The organism is Dyella japonica A8 (assembly GCF_000725385.1).
Lineage (GTDB): Bacteria > Pseudomonadota > Gammaproteobacteria > Xanthomonadales > Rhodanobacteraceae > Dyella > Dyella japonica_C.
In genome coordinates this window covers 1080416-1102791 of sequence record NZ_CP008884.1, presented here as the reverse complement: position 1 = coordinate 1102791, position 22376 = coordinate 1080416, and the positions used below count along the sequence as shown (strand labels likewise).

Genomic DNA, 22376 nt, shown 5'->3' with positions numbered 1-22376 from the left:
TGGGCGCAAGGGGACGCGCAAGCCCTGAATCAGCCACCGCAAACATCAACCAAGCGTTTCCCCCTCAGCCGCCGCACCGCAAGGTCGGCGGCTTTTTTCCGCTCACGTCCCGCGCGGCTTCGCGCGATGCGTCGGCACCGCCGTCCACGGATCGTCCGGCCACGGATGACGCGGGTAGCGGCCTTTCAGTTCCTTCTTCACCTCGGGATAGGTGCGCTCCCAGAAACCCTTCAGATCCTGCGTGACCTGGATAGGTCGACCCGCGGGCGAAAGCAGATGCAGCGTGACTGGAATGCGTCCATTGGCGACGCGCGGCGTATCGGCCAGGCCGAACAGCTCCTGCAGCTTCACGGCGAGCACAGGGGGCTCACCCTCCGTATATTCCAGGCGGCGTGACATGCCGCTGGGCACGGTCAGGCTTTCCGGCACCTGTGCATCGAGCTGGCGGCGTTGTTCGTAGTCGAACAGCGTGCCCAGGGCCTGCGAAAGCTCCTCGGCGCTCAGTGCATCCAGCCTTCGCTTGCCGTCCAGGTAGGGCGCGAGCCAGGTTTCCATGGAGGCCAGCAACGCGGCATCCGACACATCGGGCAGGCCGAGCTCCGGCATCCACCCGCGCAGGGCCTGCATGCGCGCACGCAGCCGTCGTGCGTTTTCGCTCCACGGCAGGGCATCGATCCCCTTGGCGCGAATCGCCGCCAGCAAGGCAGGCAACGCATCCTCCGGCTTTACCGGCACGCTGCGCCGCTCGAGCACGATGCCGCCGAAGCGATGTTCGTCGAAGGCCTCGACGGCGTTGCGTTCGTCGTTCCAGCGCAGTGCACGCTCGCGCTTGAACTGCGAGGGATAGTCACGCTCGAGCACGCGCAGGTCGATGGGCGCGGCAGCCAGGATCAGGCTGTCGCGCGCCTCGAAGCGCACGTCCAGCGCCACCAGCCAAGGCTCGCCATGCAGGGCCGTACTCTCGTGCAGGCGCGCGCCGCGGCCATTGGCCAAGGTGTAGCGCAACGGATTGTTGTCGTCGCGGCGCGCCACGCGATCAGGAAACGCATGCAGCAACAGGTCGCCCACGGCATGACTGTCCGGCACGCCGCTCGATGCGGAGCGCACGTCCAATCGGCGGCGCCACCCCTTGCTGGCCTGCTCGATGGCCGCGAGCGCGCCGCCATCCGCACCGCCACGCGCACCTGCCGTGTGGCGATCGCGCCAGACATGCAGCGCGCCTACACGGGCGCGGAAATCGTCGGTACGCGCTTGCTCGCCCCGCAGGGGCGATCGCGCTTCCATCAGGGCAAGCAGATCGGCAACGAGGGAACGAAGCGCCGGTTCCGCCCGCAATGCCGCCGCACCAAGGCGAGGTGTCGCACCCAGCTCCAGCATCTCGCGACCCAGTGCGGTGATGCGTCCGTCAGCCGCCAACGCACCGAGCTGCACCAACAGCTCACGCGCCTGCGCCAGTGCGCCGGACGGTGGTGCATCGAGCCACGGCAGATCGCTGGCGCCACCGGCCGTGACACCCCAGGTAGCCATTTCCAGCGCCAGGCCCGACAGTTCCGCCTGCGCCATTTCCGCCGTACGCGATACATCCAGCCGCTTGCTTTGCGGCCATAACCGATACGCCGTGCCTTCCGCGACACGGCCCGCGCGGCCCGCACGCTGGTCGGCCGATGCCTGCGAAATGTTCACCGTCTCCAACCGCGTGAAGCCGGAGTTGGGATCAAAACGCGGTTCGCGCGCCAAGCCGCTGTCCACCACCGAGCGTATGCCCGGCAGCGTCACGCTGGACTCGGCCACGTTGGTGGCCAGCACGACACGGCGCGTACCCGGTTCGGCGGGGCTCAGCGCCGCCTGCTGCTCCGCCATCGAAAGCTCGCCATGTAGCGCGACGATGTCGATGCGCTCATCCAACGACGATTCGAGCACGGCCTGGGTGCGTGCAATCTCCCGGCGGCCAGGCAGGAAGGCGAGCACATCGCCGTCGTTTTCCTCCAGCGCCAGCCGCACGACGCGAGCCAGGTGATGCTCCGTCGTCTCCTGCGTGCGCGCCGCCGGATACTCGATGCGCACCGGAAAGCTGCGCCCCGGACTGCTGATGCGCGGCGCGTCCAGCCACTGCGCGATGCGTTCGCCGTCGAGCGTGGCCGACATCACCACGATGCGCAGCTCGGGGCGCAGCGTGCCCTGCACATCCAGCGCCAGCGCGGCACCAAGATCCCCGGCGAGATGACGCTCGTGGAATTCGTCGAACAGGATGGCGCCGATGCCGGTGAGCTCGGGGTCGTCCTGGATCAGCCGGGTGAGAATGCCTTCCGTCACCACTTCGATGCGTGTACTTGGCCCGATCTTCGATTCGAAGCGGATGCGGTAACCCACCGTCTGCCCTACATCCTCCCCCAGCTGTTTCGCCATGAACTGCGCTGCCGCCCGTGCAGCGATGCGGCGCGGTTCCAGCATCAGGATCTTGCCACCCGCCAGCCACGGCTGGTCGAGCAGCGCCAGGGGGACCTGGGTGGTCTTGCCGGCACCGGGGGGTGCTTCGAGCACCAGGCGCGGGTGTGCGGCGAGAGAGGCGCGGATCTCGGGCAGCAAGGGGGTGATGGGGAAAGAGGGGGGCGTGCTCATCGGGTAGATGATAACGGGCGGGGATTCGGGCCGCGGCGGCGCTTGCCGGGGCGGTATTTCTATTGCCCCGCTGGTCTGGCGTTGGCTTGGCAAGCGGCGCGCGGAACGCTGCCGGGGCGGCGTTGGTGGTCTTGCCTCGCCACTTCAAAAGAACCTTCATCCCGGCGTAGGCCGGGATCCAGTTTCGTCAGTGGTGGGTCGTCGCCTCGTGCCTTCCCGCGATCTGGCCGCTTACGCAGCGGGCGTTTCGACCTTCTGCCGAAGGCCGAGTCACTTTTCTTTTGCTGGCCCAAAAGAAAAGTAACCCAAAGAAAATGGCCTTGAGAGCCAGAGCTGGCAGCATTTCACGAGGATAAGCCCGAACGCGTGAGGCAGATCGTTGCTTGGCAACCTTCGCCTCTACACAGCGGGTATTTCCAAGCGCTTCGCAACGCGTCATCGCGATGAGGACTTAAAGCAGCGCCTCGCTTCGCTTCGGCGAGGTCGGGACCCGCACGGTCGCCCGCTTTTCTCTTTTCTGTGGGAGCGCACCCTGTGCGCGACAACCTAACGGAGCGGGTGACAACGAGACGCCCCAGTCGCGCACAGGGTGCGCTCCCACAAGGGACTCGCCTTTTTGGATGCTTCGCCAACGGCTCGGCTTCTTGCTTCGGCTTTTAGCTTTTAGCTTTGGCTTTTGGCTTTGGCTTTGGCTTTTGGCTTTGGCTTTTGGCTTTTGGCTTTTGGCTTTTGGCTTTTGGCTTTTGGCTTTTGGCTTTTGGCTTTTGGCTTTTGGCTTTTGGCTTTTGGCTTTTGGCTTTTGGCTTTTGGCTTTTGACCTACCGGGTCCCGTATGACGCGGCGGGCGGGTGGAGATCAGGCCCCGCAGGGGTGCCAGGGAGGGATCCCTGGCACTTTTCGTCGGGGCAGGATGCCCCGTCGAAAAGCCCGGAACCCGACCGCGAACCTTCCGGGCTGCAAGACCGGAAGGCGCGTCATCCGGGGGGCCCTTTCTTTGGGTTACTTTTCTTTGGGCAAGCAAAGAAAAGTGACCCGGACTGCGGCAGCAGTTCGGAAGCCCGCGGCAGGCGAGCCAGGTCGCCACAACGCGACAACCGAGCACCGAGGCTCTGGATCCCGGCCTACGACGCGAAGCTAGTCCCTGTGGGACGCCGGAATGACGGTACGAAGCGGTGAGGCCAGGTTGACCCTAGCCCATACCCTCCCCTCGCTCCTCAAAGTCGCAGGCACCCCCAGCCGTTCCCCGCCCGCCCCGAAGAGAAGCCCATCCCCGTCACGGATGCGACGTCGACCCACCATTACCAGCCCCGCCACCCGCCGCCCCATTCGCCGCCCGCAACGGCGCCAGCGATTCAAACTTGCGCTGATACTCGTCCGTCACCTGCTTCGCCTCCTCACTGCTCGTGATCACGCGCGGCGTAATCAGCACGATCAGCTCGGTGCGGTTGCGGTTGTGGCTGGTGGTGCCGAACAGGCGGCCCAGTACCGGGATGCGATTGAGGCCGGGAATACCCGTATCGTTGTTGTTCTCGTTCTGCTGGATCAGGCCGCCGAGCAGCACCGTCTGCCCGCTCTGCACGGCAATCTGCGTGCCCACCGCGCGCTGCTGGATGGTGTAGTTGCCCTGCGAGTTGGCGGATCCGGTGGTGTTGCTTACCTGCTGCTGCACATTGAGATACACCAGGCCGCCAGGATTCACCCGCGGCTGCACATCAAGAATCACACCCGTCGGTATATAGCTGACACTGGTGGCGGTGGAGCCTGAGGTATTGAGACCCGTGACGATGGACGTCTGGTTGATCGGCACCTGGTCGCCCACCGCGATATGCGCCACCTGGTTGTTGAGCACCACCAGCGACGGTGCGGACAACGTCTTGGTGTTGCCGTTGGTTTCCAGTGCGCGAACGGCCACCTGGAACTTGCGGTTGCTGCTCAGGAACGAATAGAAGAACGGCTCGCCTTCATACTGGTTGCCACCGGAACCCAGCGAAATCTGGCGGTGCATGCCCGGCGGGATATTGGTGGCGCCATTGATGTTGCCGCTGCTGTCCGTGGTCGGCGTGCTGCCTGCCAGGCCCTGCAGGTACCACTGCACGCCGAATTCCAGCTGGCCGGTCAGATCCACTTCCAGAATGCGCATCTCGATCTGCACCTGCAGCGGCACGTTGTCCAGACGCTGGATCGCCTGCTGGATTTCCGTCCACTGCGAAGGACGCGCGCGCACCATCAGCTGGTTGTTCGAATCCACCGAGCTGATGCGAATGGAGCCGTCTTCGGAGACGTATTGCTGCCCGGTATTGCCGTTGCCACTCGCATTGTTGTTGCCGAACGACGACGACATGCCGCCGGCCGCGCCGCCGGACATGCCACTGCCGCCGAAACCGCCGCTCGTACCGTTGGCGCCAGTGCCGCCGATGCCACCCGTGGTGCTGCCGGTGCCGCTGTTGCCGAAGCCACCCGCGCTGCCGAAACCACCACCCACGCCATTGACCGAAGGCGAGCTGCCAAAGCTGCCCGCCGTGCTGCCCATGCCGCTGACGTTGCCGTTGCCATTCTCGTTGGAGGTCAGCGTGGAGCCGTTGAGCCCCGGCCCCACCTTGCCCGCGTTGCCGCCATTGCCACCGCCGTTGGCGTAGATCTGCGCCAGGTATTGGGCGAGGTCGGAGGCCTTGATGTTGCGCACGTCGTAGACGAACAGCTCCGGCTGGTTGCCGCCACCGCGGTCGATCTTGGTGATCCAGCCGCCCACTTCTTGCAGGTATTGCGGCTGGCTGCTGATCACCACGATGGCGTTGGTGCGTTCGATCGGCAGGAAACGCACCATGCCGGCCAGCGGCGTGTCGCCCTTGGGTCCGAACATCTGGTCCAGCTGCGGGCCCAGTTCGTTGACGGTGGCGTGCTGCAGGCTGAAGACGCCCACCGACATGCCGCGCAGCCAGTCCACGTCGAAGGTGTGGATGGTGCGCTGGTAGTTGTCCAGCTCCGAGGGCGTGCCCGACAGCACGATCAGGTTGCGCGACGGATCGGCCAGCAGCACCGACTCGGTGCGCGCGAACGGCTTGAGCAGCTTCTGCATCTCGGTGGCGGAGATGTAGCGCAATGGGAACAGCCGCGCCTGCAGGCCGCCCTGCGGCGCCACGGCGTTGAGGCTGGGCACCAGGTTGCCGGCCACCGCATCCTTCGCCGGCATCACCACGTACTGGCCGTCGCGCATCACCAGCGCGTTGCTGGTCCACGACAACAAGGTCTCGAGGATGGGAATGGCCTGGCTGCTGTCCACCGGTTCGGAGGTGGAGAAGGACACGTTGCCCTGCACGCCCGGCACGATGGTGTAGTTCTGCTTGAGCAGGTCGCCGAGGATGGCCTTCACCACCGCCTGCACCGGCTGGTTCTCGAAGTTGAAGGTCACCGCGCCATCACCGCTGGCCGCCTTGCGCGGCTGCGCCAGGCCCGTGGCGCGCACGAACTGGCCGGTGCCTTCGGTGACCTGCGGCTTGGGCGTGGCGTTCTGGTCGGTCGGAACGTTGCGTGTGTTCAACGGCGCGGGCACCGGCTTCTCGGTGCCCGCCATGGCCTCGCGCTGCAGTGCGCCGTCGTCGGGCGCTGGCGGCAGCGACTGGCAGCCGGCCAGCCACAGGGCCAGGGTGAGCGTACTGATGCGGGTCAACCGCGAGGTGCGCTGGATGGACATGGATTAGTGGGCTCCCTCGGGTGTCGCTGCCTGCTGTTGGGCGCGGCGCTTCTGGATGGTTTCCCGCAACATGCGGATGCGGTCGGCCTGCGAGTCCGCGCCGTTGGGCGACTGCAGGACCGGGTTCGGTGCATTGGCCGGACTGCCGACGTTGAGCATGGGGCCGTTCTGCGGCGCGGGCACCGGCACGACCGACATCGCGCCGGGCACCGGCGGCAGGTTGCCCTGCGGCGCGTTGCCCGGCGGCTTGGGCATGTCGATGGGCGCGCCGGCCGGCAGCTCGAGTTCGGTGCGGCCGGAGCTCGACTCGAACACCGCCGCGCGCGGCTTCAGCTCCACCAGACGCCAGCTGCCGTCGGGCAGGGTGTCGCCTTCGCGCACGCGCACTTCGTGGTCGCCGCTCTTGTCGCGCAACAACGCCATGTGCAGCGCAGGCGTAAGGATGATGCCGGTAAGCGACATGTCGCCCAGGCTCGCACCACCGGAAGCGGCGCGCAGCGTCGGCTTGCGGTCGTTGTTGAACAGGGGTTGCGTCCACACCGCGGAGAACTGCGCCAGCGGCACGGGCGGCGGCAGCCCCTGGTCGCGCGCGGGCGGCAGCGGCGCGGCCGCACGCGGCGGGCCCCAGGCCACGCCACGCCCCGCGCCGGCAAGCAGCACCAGCAGCAGCACGCCGAACAGCACGGCCACACCACCAAGGACAGGCGTCAGGCGACGTTGGGCGGCGGCGTTCATGGCGCGTCTCCCTGCTGGGCATCGCCCTGCGCGTCGCCCGCCGCGCGCGGCTGGCGCACGTAGCCGGACAGGGTGAACTGCACTTCCAGCGGCGCCGTCGCCTGTTGCTGCGCGGCGACCGGATTGCGGTAGATGCTCAGGTCATCCACGAACAGATACGGCGTGCCTTGCTCCAGGTCGTGCAGGGTTTCCGCCAGCGGCTGCACGTCGCAGCGCAGGCTGATGCTCACGGCCACCTTGCGATAGGGCTCGTCCGGCGCGGCAGGCGGGTTGGTCACCGGCATCTTCTGGGTGACATCGCAGGCACCACCCTGCGGATGTGCGGCGACGGCATCGACCACGTGCTGCATCAGGCCCGCGGCGGCGGCGTTCGGATCGTCTTCCGGCAGGAAGGCATGGCTGGCCGCCTGCCCGGCGCCCATCGCCGCGATGCGTTGCTGCAGCTGCGGCTTTTCGGCGATGGCGGCGGCGTAGCGCGCATGCGTGTCGCGCAGGTCGTCCATCTCCGCGTGGATGGATTGCAAGGGCGCCACGAACCACCAGTGCAGCAACGCGAAGTAAGCAAGAACCAGCACCGCGAGCAGCAGCAGCACCGCCGCAATGCGGCTTTCGCGAGGCTTGAGCGCGGCCATCTTCATCGGGTGCTCCCCGCGGTGGCCGGCGCCGCCTTGGCCGCCTTGGCGTCATTGGGCTTGCGCAGCTGCGCGACCATGTAGAAGCGTTCCTTGCCGGTGGAAGGATCCACCTGGATGGTGCCCTGGAAGTTCGCATCGGTGATGACGGTGGAACCCTTGAACGCATCGACCAGGCGCGCGGCCTGCGGGCTCTGGCCCTGGAAGCCGAGCTGCCCGTTGTTGTCGATGCTCAGGCGCTCCAGCCACGCCGTGGTCGGCAGCCGTTCGCTGATGTCCTGCAGTACGGCCAGCGCGGAAATGGTGTGCGCCTTGCGCTGGGCAAGGAAGCCTGCGGCACCGGCGTTGTCCTGCAACTGCTGGCGCAGATTCGCCACCTGCTGCGCATCGGCGCGCATGGCTTCGACATCGGTGCGCATCTGCTCCAGTGCGCTCTCGCGGTTGTGCAGGAATTGCACGAGCGACAGCAGCAGCAACACGATGGCCGCCGCACCCAACGCGAGGTTCAGGCGCTGCCGCGGATGCCTGCGGCGCGGCGTGAGTTCCGCCGGCAACAGGTTGGCGCCCAGGCGATCGGCGTCGGCCGCTACGTCCACCGCATCCACCGGCAGACCGGAGGCGGTCAGTTTCGACAGGATGGGATCCAGCGTCTGGCGCGGCACCACCACCAGCTCCGCGGCGAAGCGGCCGGCCGGCGCTGGCGTGCGCAGCTCGCGCACGTCGTAACGCACCTGTTCGACGCGGAACGGTGTCTGGCGATCCATCTCGAACGCGCCGATCTGCGCAAGATTGTCACGCGCGGCCAGCGGCAGGCTCAGGCGGGGACGGAGCACGTTCGCGCCATCCAGGCACAGCGCCATGCGCAGGTCTTCGGCGTCCACGCCGCGCAGTGCATCCTTGAACGCCACCTGCTGGCTGGCTGCATCGAGCTGGCTGTTCCAGCGCGCCAGCACCGGCGCATCGCCCGCCTTGCGCAAGGTCCATTCCTCGCCGTCCAGTTGCAGGAGGTACCACGCCTGGCCGCCGCCGAAACGGTCGCGCCAGCCGGCCGGCAGCAGCGCCCGCAACTCGCCGCCCCACCACGCGAAGAAGCGCGGCATGGGCGAGCCACGCCAGGCGCGGCGCGCGCGGTCGAGCTGCAACTGCAACTGCAGCGGTGGCGTGCTCATTCTCCCTCTCCCTCCTGCCAGCGCAGCACGGTATACGGCAAGGCGCCCGGGCGAATGCCCTGTAATCGCACCGTCGCGCGCAGCACCGCGCGCGTACCGTCAGCCAGCGTGGCCTCCGAACGAATACTATGCGTCACTCCCTGTATCGCAGCTAGGCCCTGCTGCGGGGCACCGCTCCCGCGGGAGGCCGCGATGGCCTGCGCCTGTGCCGGCGTCATGCCGGGAATGGCCGCCAGGGCCAGCGGTGGCGCCGTGTTCGGATCGGGTGTGGGGCGGCCCGACCACAGGGTGACCTGCGAAGCCACGGCCCGATAGACCTTGGGATTCATGCCCAGCACCATCTGCAGTTCCTCGACGGTGCCGAACGGGCCATGCCGGGGACCGTAGTCCAGCCCGGCGTTGGCGTAGGCGGCATTGGGCACCGTGCCCGGCGGTGAATAGGAAAAGCTGCGCCAGTCGACGATATTGCGGGTCAGTGATTGCGCGTCCATGTCGGACATGCCGGCGGCGCGGAACAGGTTCTGCAGCACGTCGGGCGAGGCGGCATTGAGATCCACCTTGCCGGTTTCACTGATGATGCTGATGCTGACCTTGGCACCGTCGAACGCGAACGGATAACGGCGGCCGTCGGGAATCCACCGCTGCTCCGCCTGGGGATCCTGCAGGGCGTAGATGGCCCGCATCACGCCGGCTTCCGCCGCGTAGTGCGCCTGGGTCTGCGCAAACTGGTAACGCGCCTGCAGGCCCTCGGTGCGCGCCAGCACCGCGTAGCCGCCCACCAGGATCGCCAGCAGCGTGCACGCCCACAACACCACGAGCAGGGCCACGCCACGTTGACGGTGCACGGCCACGCTCATTGGACGGGCCTCCGCTGCAGGCCCTGCAGCAGGTCCGCCGCCTGTCCCTGCACCGCCGCCACGTCGACGCGCAGGGGGGCATCGAGCTGCGGCCATGTCGTGGTGCCATCCAGCTGAAGGGCGACGCGCACGATACGCGGCATGGCGCGTGTATCACTCCATTCCCCACGCCACTCGCCCGCACGGTCGGCGGTGTCGGGCGAGCGATAGCTGAAGCGGCCATCGCGCACGCGATCGACCAGCACCTCCGGATCGCCCAGCGACTTTGGCGCCGCGCCATCGGGTGGCATCAGCGCAAAGCTCGCCTCCAGCCGCGACGTGCCGTCGCCATTGGGCACCAGCTTCAGCTGCTGCAATTGCGGCCCCAGCTTGCCGAGGTAACCGGGCAACGGCGCGACAAAGCGCAGCTCATGCGCGTCGCCCTTGAAGAAGATCGGATCGCCCTTGTCCGTATGGGCCAGTGCCACCGCGCGCGCCTGCGCCAGCTCACGTCGCAGGAACTGCTGGGCCGAACGGACCTGATCCACGCGCTCGATCGATGCCTCGCCCGAGCGCACCGTATGCGTGGCCGTGCGCACGCCGGAATAGACGCCCAGCAGCAACAGGGAAAACAGCGCCAGCGCGCCCAGCACTTCGAGCAGGGTGAAACCTTGCGCGCGACGGAAAGCCACCGGCTTCATGATGTTTTCACCGGACCCAATACGCGCAAGGTGCTGAAGTGCGCCGAGCGCTCGCGCAGGCGCGGCCCCCAGATGACGTCCAGGTCCAGCTTCATCACGCGCATGGGCAGGTTGTTCTGCCCGGCCGGCGCGGGCCCCCAGGGACTTACCACCAGCCGCCAGCGGTAGTTGGCGTCGAAGCGCCCCTGTGTGGTCCCGGGCTGCAGGGGCGTGGTGATGTCCACCGTGTCCAGCAGTGAGCGGGCCCACAGTGCTGCCTGGCTGTGGCCATCCGCGTTGCGCGTCAGTTCGATGGAACCGCCGGCCACTTTCAGCAGGGCGGCAAAGGCGATGGCGAGCAGCAGCGTGGCGGCGACCACTTCGAGCAGGCTGAAGCCCCGCATGCGCCGCGTCATGACTTCGCACCCACGTCGACCACGCTGACCGCACCGGTCAGCCACGACACATTCACGCGCCACTGGCGACGGTCGCGCTGCAGCGTGATGTGCCCGCCGGTGGAGCTGCCATCCGGAAAGAAGCGGATGCGCCCGGTATGGCTGTTGACCTGATCTTCCTTCGCGCTGGTGATGCCGATGTGCATGCCCTTGGGCAAGCGCACCGGCGGGCCGTTGTCGGCGCGGTAGGTGTTGTCGCGCGTATCGACATCGAGCGTGTGCTCGTTGCCATGCACGATGGCCTGCGTGCGGACGCCGCGCAGCGCCGCGGCCAGCTCGCCGCTGGCCGCGCTCACGCGTGCGCTGGCAAGCCCCTGCGTGACAGAGACGGCCACCGCCGCCGCCGCGATGCCGATCAGCAGGATCACCGCGAGCATTTCAAGCAGCGTAAAACCTGCGGTTTTATGGAAATGCGGCATGGGGAATCGAGAATCGGAAGAGCGGGGCCATCGGCACTTTGCCGATGCCCTGCTCCCGATGCCCGATTCCCGGTTTTTCACTGCCAGTTGCCCACGTCGGCGTTGTAGCCGTCGCCGCCGGGCTTGCCGTCCTGGCCGTAGAAGATCAGGTCGAAGGCACCGTGGTCACCGGGCACCTTGTAGCCGAAGTCGTGACCCCAGGGATCCTTCAGTTCCGACTCCTTCGCATACGGGCCCTGCCAGTTGTGGGCATTGGCCGGCTTCACCACCAGGTCTTGCAGCTGCTGCGGCGGCGAGCCGTTGTCCAGCGCGTAGTTCTCGACCTTCTGGCTGAGCGTGGTCAGCTGCGCCTTGCCCGCGCCGTACTTGCCCTTGTCGACGTTCTTGCCGACCTGGGTCACCACCACCGCACCGATGATGCCGATCAGCACGATCACCGCCAGCATTTCCAGCAAAGTGAAGCCGCGCGCCGCCTGGTGACGGCCGAAAGTCCTTTGTCGCATGGGGTACCTCATCGTCGTTCGAAAGGGGGCTCAAAAAGGGCACTACTGGATGTGGCTGGTGAGATCGAGCATGGGCAGCAGGATCGCCGCCATGATGATCGCCACCAGCACCGTCATCACGATGGTCAGCGCGGGCACCAGCGCCGCCAGCAGGCGGTCGATGGCGCGGCGGCTTTCCAGCTCAAAGGTGTCGGCCACCTTGAGCAGCATGGTGTCGAGCTGGCCGGCTTCCTCGCCCACCTGCACCATCTGCAGGGCGAGGCGCGGAAAGCGCTGGGACTGGGCGAGCGCGAACGACAGGCCCGCGCCCTCCTTCACCTGTTCCGAAGCCTGCGCCAGCGCTTCGTCCAGGGCCTTGTTGGCGGTGACCTGCCGCGCGATGCCGAGCGCGGTGAGCAGCGGCACGCCGTTCTTGAGCAGGGTGCCCAGCGTGCGCGCGATGCGTGCCGTCTGCACCTTCAGCATCAACGGACCCACCACGCGCATGGTCAGCAGCCGGGCATGCCACGCCAGCTGCGTGGCCGGATCGCGCAGGCGCGCGCGGCCGATGAGCACGCCGAGCACCAGCAGGATGGCGATGGCCCACCACCACGTCTGCAGCGTGCCGCCCACCGCCAGCACGATCTGCGTGATCAGCGGAATCGGCACCTGCATGTCTTCGAAGATCGGCACGAACTGCGGCACCACGTACGCCAGCAACAGCAACAGCGAGCCGAGCACGCCAACCATCAGGAAGGCGGGATAGATCAGCGCGTTGATGATGCTGCCGCGCAGTTGTTGCGAGCGCTCGAGGTAATCGGCCAGGCGGCGCAAGGTATCTTCCAGCGAGCCGCCGGCTTCGCCCGCACGCACGAGGCTGATATAGAGCTTGGGAAACACGCCGTGCTCGTCATCCAGCGCCTGCGACAACGGCGTGCCGCCGCGCACGCGGTCACGCACGCGCTCGATCAGCTGCTTCGCACTCGCGCCTTCGGGCAGATCCATCAGGATGCCCAGCGCGCGATCCAGCGGCTGGCCGGCGCCCAGCAAGGTCGCCAACTGATGCGTGAACTGCGCGAGCTGGTCGCCGGTGAACGGGCCGCGCTTGAACAGGCCGGCGATGCCGCCGCCCCCGGCCTCGCTGTCGGCAGCGCGGGCATCCAGCGGCGTGTGGCCCTGGTCCTGCAGGCGGCCGACTACTTCCTCCACGCTCGAGGCTTCCATCTGCCCCTGCAGCACTTCGCCGGCAGCGCTGACGGCGCGGTAGCGGAATTGGGTCATGGTGCGGCTCGCAACGCGTGCCGGTGGACCCATGACGACCACGTTCGCGGCAACGCCACATGCTCGTCATCCCTGCGGAGGCAGGGATCCAGTGACTTTTGCTTGTGCATGCGCGTCACCACCGAACGCAGAGACGCTGGATCCCTGCCTTCGCAGGGATGACGGTGAGGAAGCACGGGGGCTCTTGCAAGCATCAACGTCTCGCCCGTGGCTTCAAAGACACCATCAACCCTCCTGCGTGACACGCAACACCTCCTCGATGGTGGTGATGCCCGCCACCGCCTTGGCAATGCCATCCTCATACATCGTGCGCATGCCTTCGGCGCGCGCGGCGCGCTCGATCTCGCCGGCGTCCGCGCGCTGCATCACCAGGCGGCGCAGCGGATCGGTCATCACCAGGAACTCCATGATGGCGCGGCGGCCGCGGTAGCCCGTGGGATTGGCCGCGCTGCTGCCCGGCTTCCACAGGCGGATCGGGCGCTCGTCGGTGTATTTGTGCAGCTCGAATTCCTCGATCACTTCCGGCAGCGCCTCGTACGGAATGGCGGTTTCCGGATCGAGGCGGCGCACCAGGCGCTGCGCGAGGATGCCGTTGACGGTGGAGCCGAGCAGGTAATCCTCCACGCCCATGTCGAGCAGGCGCGTGATGCCGCCCGCCGCGCTGTTGGTGTGCAGGGTGGACAGCACCAGGTGGCCGGTGAGCGCGGACTGGATGGCGATGCGACAGGTTTCCAGGTCGCGCATTTCGCCGATCATGATCACGTCCGGGTCCTGGCGCACGATGGAGCGCAGGGCGCCAGCGAAGTCCAGGCCGATCTGCGGCTTCACCTGGATCTGGTTGATGCCTTCGATCTGGTATTCCACCGGATCTTCGACGGTGATGATCTTGACGTCCGGCGTATTGATCTTGGCCAGCGCCGTGTACAGCGTGGTGGTCTTGCCCGAACCCGTGGGGCCGGTGACCAGCAGGATGCCGTGCGGCCGCTCCAGCACGTCGATGAAGCGCTGCTGGAAGTGGCTGGTGAAGCCCAGCGAGGCGAAATCGAACACCACCGACTCGCGGTCGAGAATGCGCATGACCACCGATTCGCCAAAGCTCGTGGGCACGGTGGACACACGCAAGTCCAGCTCCTTGCCCTGTACGCGCAGCTGGATGCGACCGTCCTGCGGCAGGCGGCGCTCGGCGATGTTGAGCTTGGCCATGATCTTCACGCGGGAGATCACGGCGGCGGTGGAGCTGGACGGCGGTGCTTCCACTTCGTGCAGCACGCCGTCGATGCGGTAGCGCACCTTCAGGCGGTTCTCGAACGGCTCGATGTGCACGTCGGACGCGCGCTGTTCCACCGCGCGCTGGAGAATGAGGTTGACCAGGCGGATCACCGGCGCCTCGGACGCGAGGTCGCGCAGGTGCTCCACGTCGTCTTCCACGGCGGCGCTGCCGTCGAGGTTCTCCACGATGGCGCCCATCGCGGAACGGCCGGAGCCGTAGTAGCGCTCGATCAGATCGTCGATTTCCGAGCGCAGGCCGATGCGCAGTGCCACCGGCCGGCCGGCGGCCAGCTGCATGGCCTGGAGCGGGTACGGATCGGCCGGGTCGGACACCACCAGCGCCAGCCCGTCCTCGCCCACGCGCACCGGCACCACGTGCTGCTGCTTCAGGAAGCGCACGGACACATCCAATTCGGCCGGCGGCATGTCCGGCGCCTCGCGGGCGACCAGCAGCGGCGTATGGAGCAGTTCGGACCAAGCCTCGGCCAGGTCGCGCTCGGACACCAGGCCCAGCCGGGCCATCAGTGCGGTGAGGGTGCCCTCAGGCGACTCTTCATGCAGACGACGGGCCCTGGCGAGATCCGTGTCCTTCAGCCGCCCACGGGAGACCAGCAGCGCACAGACCGCCGCCTCGCGACCGTCCGTCGCCGCAACCTCCGCATTGGCCGCCGGCTTGGCAACTGCCGACATGCTTCACCCCGTTTCCAGATGGTCCGACACCTTCGGCGTCGCCCCCAACGGCACCGAAAGCGCATTGTTAACACACCCGCCCAGTGGCACGCGAGCACAGGTTTCTCACCTTTGCTCACAGGTTCGGACCCCGCCGTGACGCCAACGTTCCGCTGCCCGAGCGTAACGATGGCTTATGGCTCCCGCCTTACGTCCAGGGCCACAGAGGGTGGCGGGCCGGCCCGTCACTCGGCCGCGATATCTTGCGCCCCCACACCCGGAACACGTTCCCTCGATCCCCTATCCCTGAGAGAATCAGCCCTTTGGGCCAGCCCACCATGCAACTCGTCGACATCGGCGCCAACCTCACCCACGAGTCGTTCCGGCACGATTTCGATGCTGTGCTGCAGCGTGCGAAGGACCATGGGGTCGCCCAGCTCATGGTGACCGGCGCATCGCGTGACGGAAGCACGCATGCGCTGGCACTCGCCCAGGCGCACCCCGGCCTGCTCTTTGCGACGGCAGGCGTGCATCCACACCATGCCATCGACTACGACGACGCCACCGACGCATGGCTGCGCGAGCTGGCGACGCATCCCGAGGTGCGGGCGGTAGGCGAAACCGGCCTGGACTACAACCGCAACTATTCGCCGCGCGACGTGCAGCTGGCCGTGTTCGAGCGGCAATTGCAGATCGCCGTGGATACGCAGAAGCCCTTGTTCCTGCACCAGCGCGATGCGCACCACGATTTCGTTGCGCTGCTGCGTCGCTATCGCGACAAGATCCCGGGCGCGGTCGTGCATTGCTTCACCGACACCGGCGAGGCCATGCGCGACTACCTGGACCTCGATTGTCATATCGGCATCACCGGCTGGATCTGCGATGAGCGCCGCGGCACGCACCTGCGCGAGCTGGTCAAGGACATTCCCGCCCATCGCCTGATGATCGAGACGGACGCGCCTTATCTGCTGCCACGCACGGTGAAGCCGCCGCCTTCGCACCGGCGCAATGAGCCGATGTATCTGCGGCACATCTGTGAGGAAATCGCGCGCGACCGTGGCGAGTCCTGGCAGGAGACGGCGACACACACCACCGCGACGGCGCGGGCGTTCTTCGGATTGCCAGGCATCTGAACGCAAAAGCCCCGCCATGGCGGGGCTTTTGCGTTCCGGCGAAGAAGCCTGCTTACTGCAAGGGTGCGTTGGTGATGACAATCTCCACGCGGCGGTTCTGCGCACGCCCTTCCGCTGTATCGTTGCTCGCCACCGGGTGGCGCTCACCGAAGCCCTGCGCCGACATCAGGCGATCCGGCACGCCCTTCTTGCCCAGGTAGCGAACCACCTCGTCCGCGCGGGCGGAGGAGAGTTCCACATTGCTGGGGAAACGCGCCTTCAATGCCTCGCCGATCGGCACGTTGTCGGTAAACGCCTCCACGGCAACGCGCTGTTTGCTCAAGGTGGCCAGCGTGGGCGCGATCTTGTCGAGTGTTTTCTCACCCGTGCCGTTGAGCGCGTAGCCACCTTCGGCAAACAGCACCTGATTGACGACGGTGACCTTCAGCTCGCCGTTGAGCTGCTGGATGGTCGCCTCGTCCTTGCTGAGCTTGGAGGAGAGCTGCTGGTTCAACGCCGTCAGCTGGCCATCCTCCGCCTTGTATTGATTCGCCTGCGCCTCTTCCTTCTTGTAGGTGCTCTCGGAGACGCAACCCGCGGCGACGGCGACAGCACAGGCCAGCACGGCCATACGCAATACGTACATAACCACTCCTTTGATTTCGATGACTGGCGACCACATGCGCAGAGTCGCAAGCAACCCTGCGTCCGGACGTAAAAAACTTTAGCGAAGCGCGGCTGCACAACGAAGCCATGGAATCGATGGATTCCTCTCATTTATGGCTGGCAGGTATCAGTCGAAGCCTCTTATTCCCGCAGCTGCTTTCAAGGGACCATGCCATGCGTCGCAGTTCGCAGCGACACCACGAGCAGCGACTTATTGAAATGACCTAACGGTGATCGCGACGTCAAAGCATCGACGTCTCGTTGCGTTGCGTGTCCAGCCGATACCGTAGAACTACGGTAGTTGCGTCTATCGACCTCAGCCCACAACGCGCACGCGTCCCGGCTCGAGTCCGTCCAGCGCATACGGTCCGATGCGTTCGCGAATGAGCCGCAGCGTGGGGAAACCCACCGATGCCGTCATGCGACGCACCTGTCGGTTGCGACCCTCGCGCAGGGTGATACGCAACCAACTGGTGGGAATGAGCTTGCGAAAGCGCACGGGGGGATCGCGTGGCCACAACCACTCGGGTTCCACCGCATGCTCTGCATGAGCGGGCAGCGTGGGACCGTCGTTGAGTACGACACCGCGACGAAGCGCTGCCATGGCTTCATCCGTGATCTGGCCGTCGACCTGCACCAGGTAGGTCTTGGCTTCCTTGTGCCGTGGATCGGTGAGCTTGTGCGCAAGGCGACCGTCATCGGTCAGCAGTAGCAGGCCTTCGCTGTCGTGATCCAGGCGCCCGGCTGGATAGACGTCTTTTTGCTTGACATAAGACGCCAGCGTGGGACGACCGTCCGCATCGCTGAACTGGCAAAGGACGCCATAGGGTTTATTGAGCGCGATAAGCATGCAGCGGATAGGCGGCACGGATCCGTGCCGCTGTTTTTTTAATGATGCGACGCGGACGCGTCGGGTTTCACGAAGCGCAGGGTCATGCGGTCCGATTCGCCGATGGCGAGGTACTTGGCGCGATCCTGGTCGCCCAAGGTGAGCGTCGGCGGCAAGGTCCACACACCCTTGGGATAATCCTTGGTGTCCTTCGGGTTCGCGTTGATCTCGCTCGATTCCTGCAACTGGAAACCGGCGTCAGTGGCGAGCTTGACCACCACGTTCGTGGGCAGGTAGCCACTGTCCTTCACGGTGGCCAGGCTGGCGTTGTCGGCCGCGCGATGATCTTCCACACCCAGCACGCCACCCGGCCGGAGCACGGTGTAGAACGCCTTGAACATGGCGGGCGCGGTGTCGGCATCCACCCAGTTGTGGACATTACGGAAGGTCAGCACCATGTCAGCCGAGCCGGGCGCGCCGAAGGAAGGCGCCTTCGGATCGAACTCCACCAGCTGCGCCTTGCCGTAATGCGCGGGATCGGCGGCGAACTTCGCCTTCAGCCCGCTGAGGTCGCGGCTCGCCTCGCCATCGACGGCGGGCTTGGCCGTGGCCGCGATGTAGTGGCCGTTGTCGCGCAGCAGCGGCGCGAGGATCTCGGTGTACCAGCCGCCACCGGGCGTGATCTCGACCACGGTGAGGTCGGGACGGATGCCAAAGAATTGCAACGTCGCCTTGGGATGGCGATACACGTCGCGCGCCTTGTGTTCCTGCGAACGCCAGTCGCCGGCGATGTCCTGGTCGAGCTGCGTCGCGGTGAAATCGCTGGCGCTGGTAGGCGGCACGAGGGCGGCCGGCTGGTCCTGTACTTGCGCGGCGGCCGGCGCGGAGTTGCCACTGCAGGCCGCCAGCAGCACGGCTGCCAGCCCCAGGAACACACGGCTATTCATCGAAAACCCCTAGCAAAAACGGCGGGAAAACAGGCACAGCATAACGGGAGCAGCTTGCCGGCCACCATGTATACAAACGGTGGATAGGCGCGATGGGTACTCTCCGAATGGCCTAGTGGAGCATGGAAAGCTGGAGGTGGTCTTTCGCCAGCTCCGTGCCGGTGGAACAGCGCTTCGTTGTGGGAACCCCCAGGGAGAACTCCTGCGACGCGACTAGGCGATGACGTTGCCATTGTTGCCGGTGGCATACGACATGGCCTCGGCGTATTTGCCGGCCTCGCACAGCAGCCACTCGCGGAACGTGCGCAGGCCGGCGTGATCCTTCGCGTGCTCGGGATAGACGAGGAAGTACGCCTCCGGAATCTGCTGGTAGCGGTCACCCAACACCGTGAGCAAGCCGGCCTCGATCAGCGGGCGCGCCATCACCATGCGCCCCAGCGCGACACCCATGCCCTCCAGCGCGCCACGCTGCAGCGCGTCGGTGTTGTCGAAATGCGCCACGTAGCGCGGCGGCGGTTCGCCGCGGGTCTGCGCGAACCAGTCACGCCAGCGGTCGCCCGGGTCACCCAGCAAGGGCCATTGGCCGAGGTCGTTGGGATCGGTATCGCTCATGCGTTCCAGCAACGCGGGTGAGGCCACCGGCGCGATCCATTCGCCGAACAGGCGTTCGGTGATCAGGCCCGGCCATGGGCCGCGGCCGTAGCGCACGGCCGCGTCCACCGGGTCCCGCTCGAAATTGACCAGCTCCACGCTGGACTGCAGGTTGAGCTGGAGCTCCGGGTGCGCCGCCACCAGTCGCGCGAGGCGCGGCACCAGCCAGCTCGACATCACGCCGGGAATGGCGCTGAGCGTGAGCACGTCGTCGCGCCGGCAGCGGAATCCAGCCATGGCGCGATCGATGCCTTCGAAGTGGTGCCCCACCGCTTCCAGCAGGCGCCGGCCTTCATTGGTGAGCTGCACGCCACGCGGACCGCGTTCGAACAGCTTGCGCTCCAGGCGCTGCTCCAGCTGCCGCACCTGATGGCTGAGCGCGCTGACGGTGAGGTTGGCCTGCTCCGCGGCGCGCGAGAGGTTGCCCAGCCGGGCCACCTGCACGAATTGTTGGAGGAGATCCAGCGAGACGCGCGCCATCTTGAATATCCCTCAAGGCTGGCTTGCGAATATATCGCTTTTTCGCGCACTGCGAGAGATCTATCTTGAGCGAGTGCTCAAACGATGGCACAACGGGAGGATGTCATGAGCTCGCTGTTCACGAACATGCTGTTCCTGCATGGCCACATCACGGACCCGGAACTGGCCCGTCGACTGGCCAACACCCCTGCACCAACGTCCCGCCCCACGGGCAAACGCGAGCGCAAGCCCACCCTGCTGGCGACGGTGCGCAAGAGCCTGGCTCCGTCCAAGCTGGCCCATGGCGGCTGCGGCTGACAAACCGCGCCGCCGGCCCGATGAGCTGGCGCCATGCTCTTAGGAGCCTGTTCAAAATCTTCTGGGCGTTTCAATAAAGCGGCATCTTTTTGCTCGTCATCCCCGCGAAAGCGGGGATCCAGCGACTTTATGGGCTGCGAAAAGACACTGGATTCCCGCTTTCGCGGGAATGACGGTGAGGGAAATGGGTGTTCCGCGAGATGTTGAACCGGTTCTTAAAGCGCGGTGGCGGGAAGCTGCACGTTGACCGGGGCGGCCAGGTCGTCTGACGAACGCCCCTCGGCAAGGCTGTACTGCCCACCCTTGATCACCCAGCCATGCCTGGCGACGTCGAAGTCGGCCAGCAGGCGGGGTTCGAGCGGGATGCTCAGCGTGCGGTGTTCACCGGGCTTGAGGAACACCTTGGCGTAGCCCGCCAGGCGTGCCGACGCAGCGCCCGGCACACGCACGTATACCTGCGCCACGTCCGCACCGGCACGCGAGCCGGTGTTGGTCACCTCCACCGTGGCCTGCAACTGCGCACCGTGTGCATCGACCTTCAGCGCGCCGTGCTGGAACTGCGTGTACGACAGGCCGTAGCCGAACGGGAAGAGCGGCTTGATGCCCTTCGACTGATACCAGCGGTAACCCACGTTGGCGCCTTCGATGGCGTAGTCGACGCTGTCGGGCGGCGTACCACCCGCGGCGCCGGGGAGATCCTTGCGCGGCAACTGCGCGAGGTCGGCCGGCCAGCTCAGCGGCAGTCGGCCGGAGGGGTTCACCTTGCCCGAAAGCAGGTTCGCGATGCCCTTGCCGCCATCACCACCGGGGTACCAGGTTTCCAGCACCGCGCCGACCTGATCGAGCCACGGCATGGCCACGGGGCCGCCGTTCTCCAGCACCACGACGGTGCGTGGATTGGCCTTGGCCACGGCCGCGACCAGCGCGTCCTGGTTGTCGGGCAGCGACAGGTCAGGCGAGTCCAGCGATTCGGTCTGCCACTTCTGCACGAACACCACCGCCACCTGTGACTTGGCCGCCAGTGCAGCGGCCGCCGCCACGTCGTTGCCTTCGGCGAATTGCACGTTGGCCTTGGGCGCCGCATCGCGCAGCGCCTTCAGCGGCGCGTACGGGTGATACAGCACCGGACCCGGCCACGTCGTGGGTGCCAAGCCCGGTACGGCGTTGCCGCCCATGGCCGCCACCAGTGACGAACCGCCGCCGGCCAGCACGCCCTTGTCGGCATGCGCGCCGATCACGGCGATGGATTGCAGCTTGCCCAGATCCAGCGGCAGCGTGTCGTGCTCGTTGCGCAACAGCACCGCGCCGGATTCCAGCGTCTCGCGCGCCACCTTCAGGTTGGCCTGCGGATCGACCGGCGCCTTGCCCGCGGGATACTGGAACACGCCCGCCGCGAACATGCTGCGCAGGATGCGTTGCACCATGTCGTCGATGCGCGCCTGCTTCACCTCGCCCTTGGCCAGCGCCGCGCGCAACGGCGCGTCGAAGTAGAGCTCCTTGTCGAACACCTCGCCGGCCGATTCCTGGTCGAGCCCCGCATTCACCGCCTTGGCCGCGCTGTGGGCGCCGCCCCAATCGGACATCACGAAGCCCGGGTATTTCCAGTCGCGCTTGAGCACCTGATTCATCAGGTAGTCGTTCTCGCACGCCCAGTCGCCGTTGACCTTGTTATACGAGCACATCACCGACCCAGGCTTGCCGCGCTCGAGGGCCAGCTCGAACGCCAGCAAGTCCGACTCGCGCATCGCCTGCTCGCCGATCTGCACGTTGATGGTGTTGCGCGCCGTCTCCTGGTCGTTCAAAGCGAAGTGCTTGATGGTGGAGATGACGTGCTGATCCTGGATGCCCTTGATGGCCTCGCCCACGATGGTGCCGGCCAGCAATGGATCCTCTCCCGCGTACTCGAAGTTGCGCCCGTTGCGCGGCTCGCGCATCAGGTTGATGCCACCGGCGAGCAGTACGTTGAAACCCTTGCTGTGCGCCTCGCTGCCGATCATGGCGCCACCGCGATAGGCGACCTTGGGATCCCAGCTGGCGGCCGTTACCGGCCCCGCCGGCAGCGGTGTCGCGTGATCGCCGGGGCGCATGCGGTCGGAGCTGGCCACGCCCAGGCCCGCATCGCTTTCTTCAAGGGCGGGAATACCCAGACGCTCGATGGGAGCGACATAGCCCGCCGATGCGATGGCGCCCTTGGGGAACGGCTTGTCGGCCGGTCGGTCCGGGCCGGCGTAGTAGCTGTGGATGAGCTGGAACTTCTCGTCCTGGGTGAGCTGCGCCAGCAGGAGCTTGGCGCGCGCATCGGGCGAAAGCGTGGTGTCGTTCCAGGGCCGGGCGGGTGCTTGCGCCGAGACGCTGCCAGCAGCCGTGCACAAACCCGTCACGGCCAGCCCCGCCAGAACCGCGCCAGCCAAAACCGCGTATCGCAGTGCTGCTGCCTTGCTCTTCATCCGCCTTCCT

Annotated in this window: 20 protein-coding genes; 3 read left to right on the top strand and 17 right to left on the bottom strand. The window is 66.5% G+C overall.

All coding sequences use genetic code 11. The features are described 5' to 3' along the window. Window positions 1–102: 102 nt before the first annotated feature. Window positions 103–2619: an ATP-dependent helicase HrpB gene (gene hrpB / locus HY57_RS04595; RefSeq protein WP_026033898.1), complete on the bottom strand. Its 2517-nt coding sequence runs from the start codon at window positions 2617–2619 to the stop codon at window positions 103–105. 620 nt (window positions 2620–3239) lie between these two features. On the opposite strand from hrpB, the gene HY57_RS21125 reads away from it, so the two are divergent. Next, on the top strand, window positions 3240–3455 hold the full coding sequence (locus HY57_RS21125; protein WP_081870085.1) for a hypothetical protein: 216 nt from the start codon (window positions 3240–3242) through the stop codon (window positions 3453–3455). Between the two features lie 437 nt (window positions 3456–3892). Here the strand turns inward: HY57_RS21125 and gspD are convergent, their stop codons facing one another. From gspD to gspE, 11 genes are all read right to left on the bottom strand, one after another. Beyond that, on the bottom strand, window positions 3893–6310 hold the full coding sequence (gene gspD, locus HY57_RS04590; RefSeq protein WP_019463525.1) for a type II secretion system secretin GspD: 2418 nt from the start codon (window positions 6308–6310) through the stop codon (window positions 3893–3895). Between the two features lie 3 nt (window positions 6311–6313). Then, the gene (locus HY57_RS04585) at window positions 6314–7045 is read right to left on the bottom strand and encodes a hypothetical protein (RefSeq protein ID WP_038579379.1); all 732 of its coding nucleotides are present in this window, start codon (window positions 7043–7045) and stop codon (window positions 6314–6316) included. Next, the gene (gene gspM, locus HY57_RS04580) at window positions 7042–7683 is read right to left on the bottom strand and encodes a type II secretion system protein GspM (RefSeq protein ID WP_019463883.1); all 642 of its coding nucleotides are present in this window, start codon (window positions 7681–7683) and stop codon (window positions 7042–7044) included. Before gspM ends, HY57_RS04585 begins: the two co-directional genes overlap by 4 nt. Further along, a complete protein-coding gene (locus HY57_RS04575) occupies window positions 7680–8846 on the bottom strand; it encodes a PilN domain-containing protein (RefSeq protein WP_019463882.1) in 1167 nt (388 codons plus the stop codon). Before HY57_RS04575 ends, gspM begins: the two co-directional genes overlap by 4 nt. Then, window positions 8843–9691 (bottom strand): general secretion pathway protein GspK, encoded by an 849-nt coding sequence (locus HY57_RS04570; RefSeq protein ID WP_026033690.1) that lies wholly within the window; start codon window positions 9689–9691, stop codon window positions 8843–8845. Before HY57_RS04570 ends, HY57_RS04575 begins: the two co-directional genes overlap by 4 nt. Before the next feature lie 8 nt (window positions 9692–9699). Beyond that, window positions 9700–10383, bottom strand: a complete 684-nt coding sequence (locus HY57_RS04565) for a prepilin-type N-terminal cleavage/methylation domain-containing protein (protein ID WP_019463880.1) — start codon at window positions 10381–10383, stop codon at window positions 9700–9702. Further along, on the bottom strand, window positions 10380–10778 hold the full coding sequence (locus HY57_RS04560) for a prepilin-type N-terminal cleavage/methylation domain-containing protein (protein WP_019463879.1): 399 nt from the start codon (window positions 10776–10778) through the stop codon (window positions 10380–10382). The genes HY57_RS04565 and HY57_RS04560 overlap by 4 nt, the downstream gene beginning before the upstream one ends. Then, the gene (locus tag HY57_RS04555; protein WP_019463878.1) at window positions 10775–11236 is read right to left on the bottom strand and encodes a GspH/FimT family pseudopilin; all 462 of its coding nucleotides are present in this window, start codon (window positions 11234–11236) and stop codon (window positions 10775–10777) included. Before HY57_RS04555 ends, HY57_RS04560 begins: the two co-directional genes overlap by 4 nt. Before the next feature lie 77 nt (window positions 11237–11313). Then, a complete protein-coding gene (gene gspG / locus HY57_RS04550; RefSeq protein WP_019463877.1) occupies window positions 11314–11739 on the bottom strand; it encodes a type II secretion system major pseudopilin GspG in 426 nt (141 codons plus the stop codon). A gap of 42 nt (window positions 11740–11781) precedes the next feature. Further along, window positions 11782–12999, bottom strand: coding sequence for a type II secretion system inner membrane protein GspF (gspF, locus tag HY57_RS04545; RefSeq protein WP_019463876.1), 1218 nt, complete (start codon window positions 12997–12999; stop codon window positions 11782–11784). Window positions 13000–13224: 225 nt separating this feature from the next. Further along, window positions 13225–14958 carry a type II secretion system ATPase GspE gene (gene gspE / locus HY57_RS04540; protein ID WP_019463875.1) on the bottom strand — a complete coding sequence of 578 codons (1734 nt, stop codon included), beginning with the start codon at window positions 14956–14958 and terminating at the stop codon, window positions 13225–13227. A 317-nt stretch (window positions 14959–15275) separates the two neighbouring features. Here gspE and HY57_RS04535 point away from each other — a divergent pair, with 317 nt between their 5' ends. Beyond that, window positions 15276–16070 carry a TatD family hydrolase gene (locus tag HY57_RS04535; RefSeq protein WP_019463874.1) on the top strand — a complete coding sequence of 265 codons (795 nt, stop codon included), beginning with the start codon at window positions 15276–15278 and terminating at the stop codon, window positions 16068–16070. 52 nt (window positions 16071–16122) lie between these two features. Here the strand turns inward: HY57_RS04535 and HY57_RS04530 are convergent, their stop codons facing one another. The 4 genes from HY57_RS04530 to HY57_RS04515 form a co-directional block, all read right to left on the bottom strand. Next, a complete protein-coding gene (locus HY57_RS04530) occupies window positions 16123–16695 on the bottom strand; it encodes an OmpA/MotB family protein (protein WP_019463873.1) in 573 nt (190 codons plus the stop codon). A 336-nt stretch (window positions 16696–17031) separates the two neighbouring features. After that, the gene (locus HY57_RS04525; protein WP_019463872.1) at window positions 17032–17565 is read right to left on the bottom strand and encodes a pseudouridine synthase; all 534 of its coding nucleotides are present in this window, start codon (window positions 17563–17565) and stop codon (window positions 17032–17034) included. Between the two features lie 38 nt (window positions 17566–17603). After that, a complete protein-coding gene (locus tag HY57_RS04520; protein ID WP_038579374.1) occupies window positions 17604–18491 on the bottom strand; it encodes a class I SAM-dependent methyltransferase in 888 nt (295 codons plus the stop codon). Window positions 18492–18704: 213 nt separating this feature from the next. Next, window positions 18705–19622 (bottom strand): LysR substrate-binding domain-containing protein, encoded by a 918-nt coding sequence (locus tag HY57_RS04515; RefSeq protein WP_019463870.1) that lies wholly within the window; start codon window positions 19620–19622, stop codon window positions 18705–18707. A 105-nt stretch (window positions 19623–19727) separates the two neighbouring features. Here HY57_RS04515 and HY57_RS04510 point away from each other — a divergent pair, with 105 nt between their 5' ends. Continuing rightward, the gene (locus tag HY57_RS04510) at window positions 19728–19919 is read left to right on the top strand and encodes a hypothetical protein (protein WP_019463869.1); all 192 of its coding nucleotides are present in this window, start codon (window positions 19728–19730) and stop codon (window positions 19917–19919) included. A gap of 215 nt (window positions 19920–20134) precedes the next feature. Here the strand turns inward: HY57_RS04510 and HY57_RS04505 are convergent, their stop codons facing one another. Beyond that, a complete protein-coding gene (locus HY57_RS04505; protein WP_019464083.1) occupies window positions 20135–22366 on the bottom strand; it encodes a beta-glucosidase family protein in 2232 nt (743 codons plus the stop codon). Window positions 22367–22376: the final 10 nt, after the last annotated feature.

What these genes read in the sequence shown, in the direction of transcription:
- gspD (WP_019463525.1), bottom strand. Translation starts at nt 6,310, where the DNA reads ATGTCCATCCAGCGCACCTCGCGGTTGACCCGCATCAGTACGCTCACC.
- gspG (WP_019463877.1), bottom strand. Translation starts at nt 11,739, where the DNA reads ATGCGACAAAGGACTTTCGGCCGTCACCAGGCGGCGCGCGGCTTCACT.
- HY57_RS21125 (WP_081870085.1), top strand. Translation starts at nt 3,240, where the DNA reads ATGCTTCGCCAACGGCTCGGCTTCTTGCTTCGGCTTTTAGCTTTTAGC.
- HY57_RS04530 (WP_019463873.1), bottom strand. Translation starts at nt 16,695, where the DNA reads ATGTACGTATTGCGTATGGCCGTGCTGGCCTGTGCTGTCGCCGTCGCC.
- HY57_RS04510 (WP_019463869.1), top strand. Translation starts at nt 19,728, where the DNA reads ATGAGCTCGCTGTTCACGAACATGCTGTTCCTGCATGGCCACATCACG.
- HY57_RS04525 (WP_019463872.1), bottom strand. Translation starts at nt 17,565, where the DNA reads ATGCTTATCGCGCTCAATAAACCCTATGGCGTCCTTTGCCAGTTCAGC.
- gspF (WP_019463876.1), bottom strand. Translation starts at nt 12,999, where the DNA reads ATGACCCAATTCCGCTACCGCGCCGTCAGCGCTGCCGGCGAAGTGCTG.
- HY57_RS04565 (WP_019463880.1), bottom strand. Translation starts at nt 10,383, where the DNA reads ATGAAGCCGGTGGCTTTCCGTCGCGCGCAAGGTTTCACCCTGCTCGAA.
- HY57_RS04515 (WP_019463870.1), bottom strand. Translation starts at nt 19,622, where the DNA reads ATGGCGCGCGTCTCGCTGGATCTCCTCCAACAATTCGTGCAGGTGGCC.
- gspE (WP_019463875.1), bottom strand. Translation starts at nt 14,958, where the DNA reads ATGTCGGCAGTTGCCAAGCCGGCGGCCAATGCGGAGGTTGCGGCGACG.
- HY57_RS04585 (WP_038579379.1), bottom strand. Translation starts at nt 7,045, where the DNA reads ATGAACGCCGCCGCCCAACGTCGCCTGACGCCTGTCCTTGGTGGTGTG.
- HY57_RS04520 (WP_038579374.1), bottom strand. Translation starts at nt 18,491, where the DNA reads ATGAATAGCCGTGTGTTCCTGGGGCTGGCAGCCGTGCTGCTGGCGGCC.
- gspM (WP_019463883.1), bottom strand. Translation starts at nt 7,683, where the DNA reads ATGAAGATGGCCGCGCTCAAGCCTCGCGAAAGCCGCATTGCGGCGGTG.
- HY57_RS04555 (WP_019463878.1), bottom strand. Translation starts at nt 11,236, where the DNA reads ATGCCGCATTTCCATAAAACCGCAGGTTTTACGCTGCTTGAAATGCTC.
- HY57_RS04560 (WP_019463879.1), bottom strand. Translation starts at nt 10,778, where the DNA reads ATGACGCGGCGCATGCGGGGCTTCAGCCTGCTCGAAGTGGTCGCCGCC.
- HY57_RS04505 (WP_019464083.1), bottom strand. Translation starts at nt 22,366, where the DNA reads ATGAAGAGCAAGGCAGCAGCACTGCGATACGCGGTTTTGGCTGGCGCG.
- hrpB (WP_026033898.1), bottom strand. Translation starts at nt 2,619, where the DNA reads ATGAGCACGCCCCCCTCTTTCCCCATCACCCCCTTGCTGCCCGAGATC.
- HY57_RS04575 (WP_019463882.1), bottom strand. Translation starts at nt 8,846, where the DNA reads ATGAGCACGCCACCGCTGCAGTTGCAGTTGCAGCTCGACCGCGCGCGC.
- HY57_RS04535 (WP_019463874.1), top strand. Translation starts at nt 15,276, where the DNA reads ATGCAACTCGTCGACATCGGCGCCAACCTCACCCACGAGTCGTTCCGG.